General features: G+C 73.7%; 9 protein-coding genes. 4 read left to right on the top strand and 5 right to left on the bottom strand.

Annotated features, from left to right (window positions below):
* Positions 1–798 (top strand): CU044_5270 family protein (locus ACFWIS_RS13195; protein ID WP_380523852.1); only part of this gene is annotated, 798 nt, incomplete at its 5' end.
* 93 nt (positions 799–891) lie between these two features.
* Here the strand turns inward: ACFWIS_RS13195 and ACFWIS_RS13190 are convergent.
* Positions 892–1,731, bottom strand: a complete 840-nt coding sequence (locus ACFWIS_RS13190; RefSeq protein WP_380459517.1) for an SDR family oxidoreductase — start codon at positions 1,729–1,731, stop codon at positions 892–894.
* Between the two features lie 96 nt (positions 1,732–1,827).
* Between ACFWIS_RS13190 and ACFWIS_RS13185 the strand changes: the two genes are divergently transcribed.
* Positions 1,828–2,199 (top strand): winged helix-turn-helix transcriptional regulator, encoded by a 372-nt coding sequence (locus ACFWIS_RS13185; protein ID WP_380459515.1) that lies wholly within the window; start codon positions 1,828–1,830, stop codon positions 2,197–2,199.
* A gap of 65 nt (positions 2,200–2,264) precedes the next feature.
* Here the strand turns inward: ACFWIS_RS13185 and ACFWIS_RS13180 are convergent, their stop codons facing one another.
* Entirely contained in the window at positions 2,265–2,906 is a 642-nt protein-coding gene (locus ACFWIS_RS13180; RefSeq protein WP_380459513.1) for a DUF4360 domain-containing protein, read from the bottom strand.
* Between the two features lie 260 nt (positions 2,907–3,166).
* Here ACFWIS_RS13180 and ACFWIS_RS13175 point away from each other — a divergent pair, with 260 nt between their 5' ends.
* Entirely contained in the window at positions 3,167–4,348 is a 1,182-nt protein-coding gene (locus ACFWIS_RS13175) for a CapA family protein (RefSeq protein ID WP_380459511.1), read from the top strand.
* 31 nt (positions 4,349–4,379) lie between these two features.
* Here the strand turns inward: ACFWIS_RS13175 and ACFWIS_RS13170 are convergent, their stop codons facing one another.
* Positions 4,380–5,273, bottom strand: a complete 894-nt coding sequence (locus ACFWIS_RS13170) for an NADP-dependent oxidoreductase (RefSeq protein ID WP_380459509.1) — start codon at positions 5,271–5,273, stop codon at positions 4,380–4,382.
* A 70-nt stretch (positions 5,274–5,343) separates the two neighbouring features.
* Here ACFWIS_RS13170 and ACFWIS_RS13165 point away from each other — a divergent pair, with 70 nt between their 5' ends.
* On the top strand, positions 5,344–5,922 hold the full coding sequence (locus tag ACFWIS_RS13165; RefSeq protein WP_380459507.1) for a TetR/AcrR family transcriptional regulator: 579 nt from the start codon (positions 5,344–5,346) through the stop codon (positions 5,920–5,922).
* A 68-nt stretch (positions 5,923–5,990) separates the two neighbouring features.
* On the opposite strand, the gene ACFWIS_RS13160 is transcribed toward ACFWIS_RS13165, so the two are convergent.
* Both ACFWIS_RS13160 and ACFWIS_RS13155 read right to left on the bottom strand, forming a co-directional pair.
* Complete coding sequence (locus tag ACFWIS_RS13160; RefSeq protein ID WP_380459505.1) at positions 5,991–6,833, bottom strand: SAM-dependent methyltransferase; 843 nt, start codon at positions 6,831–6,833, stop codon at positions 5,991–5,993.
* 61 nt (positions 6,834–6,894) lie between these two features.
* Positions 6,895–8,253, bottom strand: a complete 1,359-nt coding sequence (locus ACFWIS_RS13155) for an MFS transporter (RefSeq protein ID WP_380459503.1) — start codon at positions 8,251–8,253, stop codon at positions 6,895–6,897.
* Positions 8,254–8,425: the final 172 nt, after the last annotated feature.

Here is an 8,425-nt window from a genome sequence, read left to right as displayed (position 1 = left end):
CCCGCGCCCTGCCCGGCGGGCGCGGCGGCCCCGAGCGCTTCGGCGAGCCCGACGGCCGCCACGGCCGCCACCGCCTCGGCGGATCCGACGGAGCGCCCGACCACCAAGGACCCGCTCCAGGAGCTGGCCGAAGCGGCGACGGCCGCGGCCGCCAGGCCCGCGCCGGACGTCAGGGACGGCCAGTTCGTCCACACCCGGACGGTGGAGCGGATCGACGGCGGGTCGGCCTGCGTACGCAAGGTCTGGAGCTCGGCCGACGGCAGGTCGGAGGGGCTGATCGTCGATCCGTGGCACGGGACGATGAAGCTCAGCGGCAACCGGCAGAACGTGCCGCCGAGCCTCGCCGAGCCGACCTACCGGTACCTCGCGGCGCTGCCCACCGACCCGGACAAGCTGCTGCCCTTGCTCCGCGCGGGGGCCGGGAGCAGCAGCAAGGACCAGGACCTGGACCCGGACCTCGTCGCCTTCCGCGAGGCCGAGTCCCTGCTGACGACCCAGCTGATGCCCCCCGCGGTCGGGGCCGCGTTCTGCCGAACGGTCGCCACCCTCCCGGGTGTGTCCGTCGTGCCCGACGCCGTCGACCTGCTCGGGCGGCACGGGATCGGGGTGACCGGCGAGGACGGGACGGACCGGGTGCAGCTGATCTTCGACCGGAACACCTGCGAGCTGCTGGGCGACAAGCGCGTCCGGCTCGTCGACACCTCGGCCCAGGGCGGCCTCCGGGCCGGCGCGGCCTCCGAGGAGGCCATCGTGCTGCGGGCCGTCACCGACCGTGCGGGGCAGGAGACCGAGGGCTGACCTGCTCGGGCAGCCGCGGCGGGTGCGTCGGGCGGGTGCGTCGGAGCCCGCCCGGAGCACCCGCCCGCGAGCCCAGCCACGACACCCGCCCGGTCAGCGGAACGCGGCGACGTTGCGCGCGGCCCAGTCCGCGAAGGGGCGCGGGGCGCGGCCGAGGACCCGCCGCACGTCCGGGCTGATCCGCAGTTCGGCCGGGTTCGGGGCGCCGAGGATGTCCAGGGTGTCGTCGGCCAGCTCCGCCGGCATGGCCTGGCTCATGGCGGACCTGGCCTCCTCGCGGGTGAGTTCGTGGAACGTCACGGGCGAGCCGAGGGCGGCGGCGATGGCCTGCGCCTGCTGCCGCGGGCTGATCACCTCGGGGCCGGTCAGCTCGTACACGCCGCCGGTGTGCCGGTCGTCCAGCAGGCAGGCCGCCGCGACGGCGGCGATGTCCGCCGGGTCGACGACCGGTACGCCGACATCCCCGAACGGTGCGGCGACGAGCCTGTGGCCACGGACGGACTCGGCCCACCACAGGGCGTTGGAGGCGAAGCCGCCCGGCCGCAGCACCGCCCACTCCAGGCCGGAGTCCCGCAGGGTGTCCTCCAGGCCGCGCATCGCGATCCGGGTCGCGCCGAACGGCCTGGTCACCACGCCCTGGCTGGAGAGCAGCACGACCCGGCGCACCCCGGCGGCCGCGGCCTCGCCGATGTGCTCGGCCGGGTCGGCCTCGGTGGAGTGGAGGTCGCCCGAGAGCAGCAGGAACAGCGCCTTCGCCCCGGCCAGCGCGGGCCTCAGCTCGGCCGGACCGGACAGGTCGGCCGCCAGGTGGCGGACGCCGTCCGGCAGCGCCGCCGCGCGCCGTGACACCGCCGTCACCTGCTCGCCCGCCTCGGCCAGCGCCCGGGTCAGCGGCCGTCCGATGTTTCCGGTCGCCCCGGTCACCACGATCATGATCAGCTCCTCGTCGGATGTCGTCCTCAGATGGCCCTCACGCTAGGAGTTCGGACTAACTCTTCGTAAGGACATACCTCTGAGTAAGCTCATGGCGTGACAGAAGGCTTCCAGCACAGCCCGGTCGGGACCATCGGCCGGTATGACGTGTTTCACACCGACTGCCCCGCGCGGAACGTGGTCGACCATGTGACCAGCAGGTGGGGCATCTGGGTGCTGATCTCCCTGCGCCGCCACCCCCTCCGGTTCTACGAGCTGCGCGAGAGCATCCAGGGCATCAGCGAGAAGATGCTCGCCCAGACCCTGCGGGTGCTGGTCCAGGACGAGCTGGTCTGGCGGAAGGTCGAGCCGACGACGCCGCCCCAGGTCAGCTACGGGCTCACCGAGTTCGGCCGGGAGATCGGCGAGCCGCTGACCGAGCTGTTCGACCGGATCACCCGGTGGTTGCCCCCGCGCGACGCGGACTGAAGCGGACCCGGACACGCCCCGGCCCCGGCGGCCGGGGCTCCGCCGGGGCCGGGACCGGCCAGGGATCAGGGGCACTGCTTCCAGGCGAGGTGGTAGGTGGTGTTGATGCTGCCGTCCGTCGAGTCCATCGTCATGAAGCTGGTGGTGTGGGCCTGGTCCGAGGTCCCGGCGGCGACCCGCAGTTCGGTGTTGATGTTGAAGTTGCGCTCCTCCCCGCAGGGGGCGAAGACCAGGGCGGCGACGTCGACGGTGTCGGTGGCCTGCCAGTTGTCGTCCGTGGGGCCGTCGAAGCGGTGGCTCTGGTAGGTGGTCTCCGGGTCCCCCTGGAAGTAGTAGCTGGCCCGTTCGATGCCGCTCGCGCCGTTCTCCAGGTGGGCGAAGCCTCGGTAGTCGGCGGAGGCGATGGCGTAGGTGAAGCCCTGGGGGACGTGCACCCGCAGGTCGAGCTGACAGTTCTTCCGGAAGTCGGTCGGCCTGGAGCCCACTCCCACCTGGGCGAGGTAGCTGCTGTAGGTGACGGTGAAGGCGGTGTTGTCCGGTGAGACGGCGACGGCGGCCGTTCCGGCCGGGCAGCCGGAGCCGTTGACGGTCGCGACGTCGATGACGATCCGGTCAGGCGGGGTCGGCAGCGCGTCGCCGCCGAAGGTCGAGGAGCCGACCAGGGTGGCGGAGACGGCGGCGCCGATGGCCAGGGTGCGGAGCAGCATGGGCTTCCCCTTCGATCGTCCGTGGAGCCGGGAGGGCGGCGCGGTGCCGGTCCGGGCGCACCGCCCGCTGTCCTCGGCTTGTTTTGACGTGGATATGTCAGCACATCGAGCGCACCGTGTACAGGGGGTGACACATGGTCACCGAATCCGGCCCGACAGCCCCCCGGGTGACCTGCGGGCGTGGGGCGGACGACCGGCGGATCGGCGGCCCGCATAGTCGGAGGGTTGATCACACCGTCCGATCGTGAGACGAGCCGACCATGCCACTGCCCCGCCGGCGGACCGCCGTCACCGCCCTCGCCCTGCTGCTCGCCCTCCCCGGCTGCGGCGGCCCGCAGCTGCCCGGGCCACCGGCCTCCGCCACCCCGAGCCCGACCCCCACCCCGACCGGCCCACGCGCGTTCACCCTGGTGGCCACCGGCGACGTCCTCCCGCACACCGAGATCATCCAGCAGGCCAAGGAGGACGCCGGCGGCGCCGGCTACGACTTCACCGCCATGCTGGCCGGCGTCAAACCACTGATCAGCGGCGCCGACCTGGCGATCTGCCACATGGAGACGGTCTACGGTGCCGACGGCGGCCCGTACACCGGGTACCCGGCGTTCAAGTCCCCGCCACAGGTCGCCAAGGCCCTCAAGGACGCCGGGTACACCGCCTGCGACACCGCCTCCAACCACACCCTGGACGACGGCCCGGCCGGCATCCGCCGCACCCTGGACGCGATGGACGCCGTCGGCCTCGCCCACACCGGCTCCGCCCGCACCGCCGAGGAGGCCGGGCGGCCCGCGCTGCTGCACGCGGGCGGCGCGACCGTGGCCCAACTCGCCTACACCTACGGCACCAACGGCATCCCGCTGCCCCCGGGCGAGCCCTGGGCCGTCAACCTGATCGACCGGGACCGGATCCTCGCCGACGCCCGCGCCGCCCGGGCGGACGGCGCGGACCTCGTGGTGGTCAGCATCCACTGGGGCACCGAGTGGCAGGACACCCCCGACGAGCAACAACTCACCCTGGCCCGCGAACTGTCCGCGGCCGGCCAGGGCCCGGGCCGCCCCGACGTCGACCTGATCCTCGGCACCCACGCCCACATCCCGCAGGCCTACGAGAAGCTCGGCGACACCTGGACGGTCTACGGCCTCGGCGACCAGCTCGCCGGCCACATGTTCCGCTACGACGGCGCCGAGGACCCGCGCGGCAACTGGAGTTCGATCGCCCGCTTCACCGTCAGCCCGCCCGTCGGCCCCGGGCAGCGGTGGACGGTCGGCCGGGCCGAGTTCGTGCCGCAGATCACCGACCTCGGCCCGCCCTACCGGGTGCTCGACCTGCGCGAGGCCGTCCGCCGCGACCCCGGCCGCGCCGACTGGTCCCGGGCACTGGAGCACATCCGCACGGTGGTGCTCAGCCGGGGCGCCGGGGCGGCCGGGCTCACCATGGCGCGGTGACGGCCTGCCTGCTGGCCGGCCGGCCGGCCGGTCAGATCACGATGACCCGGCGGCCACGGGTGTGGCCGGCCTGACTGTCGATGTGCGCGCCCGCCGCCTCGGCCAGCGGGTAGCAGGCGTCGACCGGGATGTGCAGCCTGCCGCGGGCGATCAGCTCGGCGGCCTCGGCCAGTGCCGCCGGTACGCTCCCGGCCACCCCGGAGAAGCGGACACCGTGTTCGGGCGCGCCGAGGTCGGCGATGGAGACCACCCTCCGCGGATCGCCGGTCAGTTCGACGAGTTCGCGGATCACCCCGGCCCCGGCCAGGTCGAGGGCGGCGTCGGCCCGGCCGAGCCGGCGCACCCGCTCCACCCAGCCCTCGCCGTACGTGGTGGCGGTGGCGCCCAGGCCGCGCAGGTAGTCCTGGTTCGCGGCCCCGGCCGTGCCGATCACCGCGATGCCGCGCTCCCGGGCGATCTGCAGCACCGCCGACCCGACGCCGCCGGACGCGCCGCTGACCAGCAGGGTCTGCCCGGGCAGCACCCCGACCTCGCGGATGACGCGCAGCGCCGTCTCCACCACGGAGGGGTATCCCGCCGCCTCCTCGAAGGTCAGGCCCTCGGGCATCCGGGCCCAGGCGGACAGCACGGCGAACTCGGCGTAGGTGTCGGCGCCTTCGCCGAACACGTGGTCGCCGACCGCGACACCCTCGACCCCCTCGCCCACCTCGTCCACCACCCCGGCGGCGTCCAGTCCGACGCCGGCCGGCAGCCGGATCGGATGGGCCCCCAGCACCTGGCCCTCGCGGAGCCGCCAGTCCACGGGATTCACACCCGCCGCCCGTACGGCGACGCGGATCCGGCCGGGGCCCGCATGGGGCTTCTCGGCGTCGATGAGGTGCAGGACGTCCGGGCCGCCGAACTCGGCGAAGCTCACTTTCTTCATGCGCCAGACCGTAACACTAACGGTTAGTGTTTTGAAACGGTTGCATTTTCCTCCCTGGTAGCATCACCGCATGACCGAGCCGACCGGCCGCCGTGAGCGCAAGAAGGCCGCGACCCGCCAGAAGATCGCCGACACCGCCCTGCGGCTCTTCCTGGAACGCGGGTACGAGGAGGTGGGCATCCGCGAGGTGGCCGCCGAGGCCGACGTCGCCGTCACCACGGTCTTCTCCCACTTCGCCTCGAAGGAGGCGCTGGTCTTCGAACAGGACCAGGACTTCGAGCAGCGCCTCACCCGGGCGGCCACCGACGCCTCGCCCGACGAGCCGCTGATCCCCGCGCTGCGCCGCGAGATCCACGCCATGGTGCGCCACTGCACCGCGGAGGGCGCCGACCCGATCTGGCGCATGATCGACGGCTCACCCGCCCTGCGGGAGTACGAGGAGTCGATGAGGCTGCGTCACGCGGACTCGCTGGCCGCCGCCATCGCCGGCCGGCCCGGCCCGGTACCGTCCGCGACGGCGTGCCGGGCGATCGCCCGGTTCGTGGTCGGCGCCTTCTCGCTGGCCCGCGAGGCGGACGACCCCCGGGGCGCGGTGGACGAGGTCTTCACGATGATCGAGGCCGCCTGGGACTCCACCGGCGCGGCCTGAGAACACCGGTGGCCCGTGGTCCGCGTCCAGCGGGGACCACGGGCCACGGGCCCGACAGCGGACAGACCCTAGGGCTTGCGGCCGAGACCTCCGTACACCGAGACCTCGGCGTCGGCCGAGGGCGCGCCCGGCTCCGGGTGCCAGCGGTTGATCAGGACCACGCCCGGGTCGTCCAGCTCCAACCCGGTGAAGAAACGTTCCACCCCGGCGAGCGGGCGGGCGTGGACCTCTATCCCGGCCTCCGCGTAGCGCTGGACGCCCGCCTTGGCAGCCTCCGGCGCGTTGTCGGCCGTACCCGCGGTCAGAGCGAGGAAGCTGCCGGCCGGCAGGGCGTCCAGCAGCTTGCGGACGGGCGGGTACGCGGCCTCGTCGGAGAGGAAGTGCACGATGTTGATCAGCGTCAGCGCGACCGGCCGGGTGAGGTCCAGGGTGGCCGCCACCGCCGGGTCGGCCAGGAACTCCTCCGGCTCGCGCAGGTCGCCCTCGACGTAGGCGGTGCGCCCCTCCGGGGTGCTGCTGAGCAGGGCGCGCGAATGGGCCAGCACGATCGGGTCGTTGTCGACGTACACCACCCGACAGGACGGGTCCACCGCCTGGACGATCTCGTGCAGGTTCGGTGTGGTGGGGATGCCGGTGCCGACGTCCAGGAACTGGCGGACGCCGTGCTGCTGCGCGAGCCGGCGGACCATCCGGTGCATCACGGCCCGGGCGGCGGTGGCTCCGGCCCGGGCGGCGGGCAGGTCGGCGAGCACCCGGTCGCCGACCTCGCGGTCCGCCGGGAAGTTGGTCTTCCCGCCGAGCAGGTAGTCGTAGACCCGCGCGGAGTGCGCCCGGTCGGTCCGCAGGTCCGCCTGCGGCGGCTCCTCGAAGTCGGCCTCGATCAGCCAGCTGTCCGGTCCGTTGCCGTCCACAGTCGCCCCTCCCCGTCCGGCGTTTGGTCCGGCCCACTCAACCACAGGACGTGAACGTCCGTCAGGCGGTTCCCGGTGTCCGCTGAACCTCTCCTTCCGCCTCCCGCAGCGCGGCGGTGAACGAGGGCACCCGCATCGCCGTCAGCAGGCCCAAGGCGGGCCCCGCCGTGCAGACCGTGACGTAGAACGGGATCAGTCCCAGCCTGCCGTGGTCGGCCAGCCACTGGGCCAGCAGCGGGAAGGTGCCGCCGAAGGCCGCGATGGTGGCCGCATTGACCACGCCCAGGCCCACCGCCCGCACCTCGGTCGGGAACAGCAGGCCGGTGAACACATTGAGGGTGCCGAGCACCGTCGCCACCATCATCCCCAGCAGCACGGCCACCAGTTGGAACGGCAGCCAGCCCCCGCGCAGCCCGACCAGCAGGAACCCCACCAGCGGGACGGGCAGCCCGAAACCGATCCGGGCCACCGGCAGCAGGCCGAAGCGGTCGGCCGCCGCGCCGGTGAACAGCATGGTGGCCAGCACGACGGCCAGCACGATCGTCATGAAGGAGGCCGCCCGCTCCTTGTCGATGACGTGGTAGGCGGCGGCGTACTGCGGCAGGTAGGTCAGCGCGAAGTAGTAACCGACCGTGCCGCCCAGGGTGTTGAGGAAGACGGTGAGCACCGCCCAGCGGTGGTCGCGCAGCGTGCGCAGGTAGGACGGCCGCTCCCCCGGCTGCGCCTGGGCCCGGGCCCGGGCGCGGTGGAACTCGGCGCTCTCCGGCGCGGCCCGGCGCACCCACACCGCGCCCAGCCCCAGCAGCGCGGCCACCAGGAAGCCCCAGCGCCAACCGCCGTCCTCCAGGCCGGACTTGCCGATGGTGTGGATCAGCGTGGTGAGCACCCCGAAGGACAGCAGCGAGCCCAGGATGATCCCGCCGTAGGAGACCGAGCTGAACGCGAAGCGGTGCCGGGGCGGCGCCGTCTCGGTCACGTACGCGGCCACGCTCGGCGCCTCCCCGCCGAAGGCGAGCCCCTGCACCACCCGTACCACCACGGCCAGCACCGCCGCCCAGACGCCGATGGTCCGCTGCCCCGGCAGCACGGCCAGGCCCAGGCTGGCGACGGCGATGACGGCCATGCCGAGGCTGAGCGCGAAGCGCCGCCCCCGGGTGTCGCTGAGCCGGCCGATCAGGTAGGAGCCGATCGGCCGGGCCACGAAGCCCACCGCGAAGGTGGCGTACGCGGCGAGCACCCCGCTCACCCCGCCCTTGCCGTGCCCGAAGAGGTCGGCGGCGAAGTAGGGCGCGAGCACGGCGTAGATGTTCCAGTCGAAGGACTCGACCACCGATCCCACCGTCGCCGCCGCCAACTCCCGCTGCCGGCCCCCGTCCTGCACCCCGTCGCGCGGCGGGGCGGTGTCGATGCGATCTGTCATGGCGTCAGCATGACACCGTTCGACCAGCGGCGGAATCGGGTTCGGCGCACCCCGCGACGGGTCCGGCCGGGCCGCGAACGCCTCCGATCGAACCGTGAACGGGCCCCGGCCCGGACTGTGAACGCCGTCCGGCCCGAACGGCGAGAGGGTCCGGCTCGAGCCGCGGCACCCC

It is taken from the genome of Kitasatospora sp. NPDC127060 (genome assembly GCF_042724935.1).
GTDB lineage: Bacteria > Actinomycetota > Actinomycetes > Streptomycetales > Streptomycetaceae > Kitasatospora.
Note: the sequence above shows the minus strand (reverse complement) of the source record. Positions and strands in the feature narration are given on the sequence as shown.

What these genes read in the sequence shown, in the direction of transcription:
- ACFWIS_RS13190 (WP_380459517.1), bottom strand. Translation starts at nt 1,731, where the DNA reads ATGATCGTGGTGACCGGGGCGACCGGAAACATCGGACGGCCGCTGACC.
- ACFWIS_RS13180 (WP_380459513.1), bottom strand. Translation starts at nt 2,906, where the DNA reads ATGCTGCTCCGCACCCTGGCCATCGGCGCCGCCGTCTCCGCCACCCTG.
- ACFWIS_RS13175 (WP_380459511.1), top strand. Translation starts at nt 3,167, where the DNA reads ATGCCACTGCCCCGCCGGCGGACCGCCGTCACCGCCCTCGCCCTGCTG.
- ACFWIS_RS13170 (WP_380459509.1), bottom strand. Translation starts at nt 5,273, where the DNA reads ATGAAGAAAGTGAGCTTCGCCGAGTTCGGCGGCCCGGACGTCCTGCAC.
- ACFWIS_RS13165 (WP_380459507.1), top strand. Translation starts at nt 5,344, where the DNA reads ATGACCGAGCCGACCGGCCGCCGTGAGCGCAAGAAGGCCGCGACCCGC.
- ACFWIS_RS13155 (WP_380459503.1), bottom strand. Translation starts at nt 8,253, where the DNA reads ATGACAGATCGCATCGACACCGCCCCGCCGCGCGACGGGGTGCAGGAC.